The organism is Micromonospora sp. DT4, from assembly GCF_049841675.1.
In the GTDB taxonomy this organism is placed as follows: domain Bacteria; phylum Actinomycetota; class Actinomycetes; order Mycobacteriales; family Micromonosporaceae; genus Micromonospora.
Genome location: NZ_JBNCKT010000459.1, coordinates 1 through 303 on the forward strand (window position 1 = coordinate 1; position 303 = coordinate 303).

The window sequence follows — 303 nt, forward strand, 5'->3', positions numbered from 1 at the left end:
CTGACGAAGCGGATCGAGGCGGGCAAGTTGGCGTCTGGTCAGACCCTGCCGAGTGAGACGCAGCTCCGGCAGGAGTTCGGTGTCAGTCGGGGCACGGTACGCGCTGCGGTGGCGCTACTGCGTGAGCGCGGGTTGGTCGTGACCATGCCTCAACGCGGTACCTACGTCTCGGCCCAGGATGTGACCGGAGCCGGTTTGTAGCGTCGTCCTGTCCTACAGCTCGTTCACGGCGAAGGCGGCCACCAGGTCGGCCATGCTGTCGATGACCACGTCTGCGGCGGCCAGTCGTTCGCGTTTGCCGGG

Annotated in this window: 1 protein-coding gene; it reads left to right on the plus strand. The window is 66.7% G+C overall.

Translation table 11 applies throughout. The features are described from left to right. Positions 1-201, plus strand: a 201-nt coding sequence (locus ACLQ24_RS30530; protein WP_425895185.1) for a GntR family transcriptional regulator, incomplete at its 5' end; no start/stop codon positions are given. Positions 202-303: the final 102 nt, after the last annotated feature.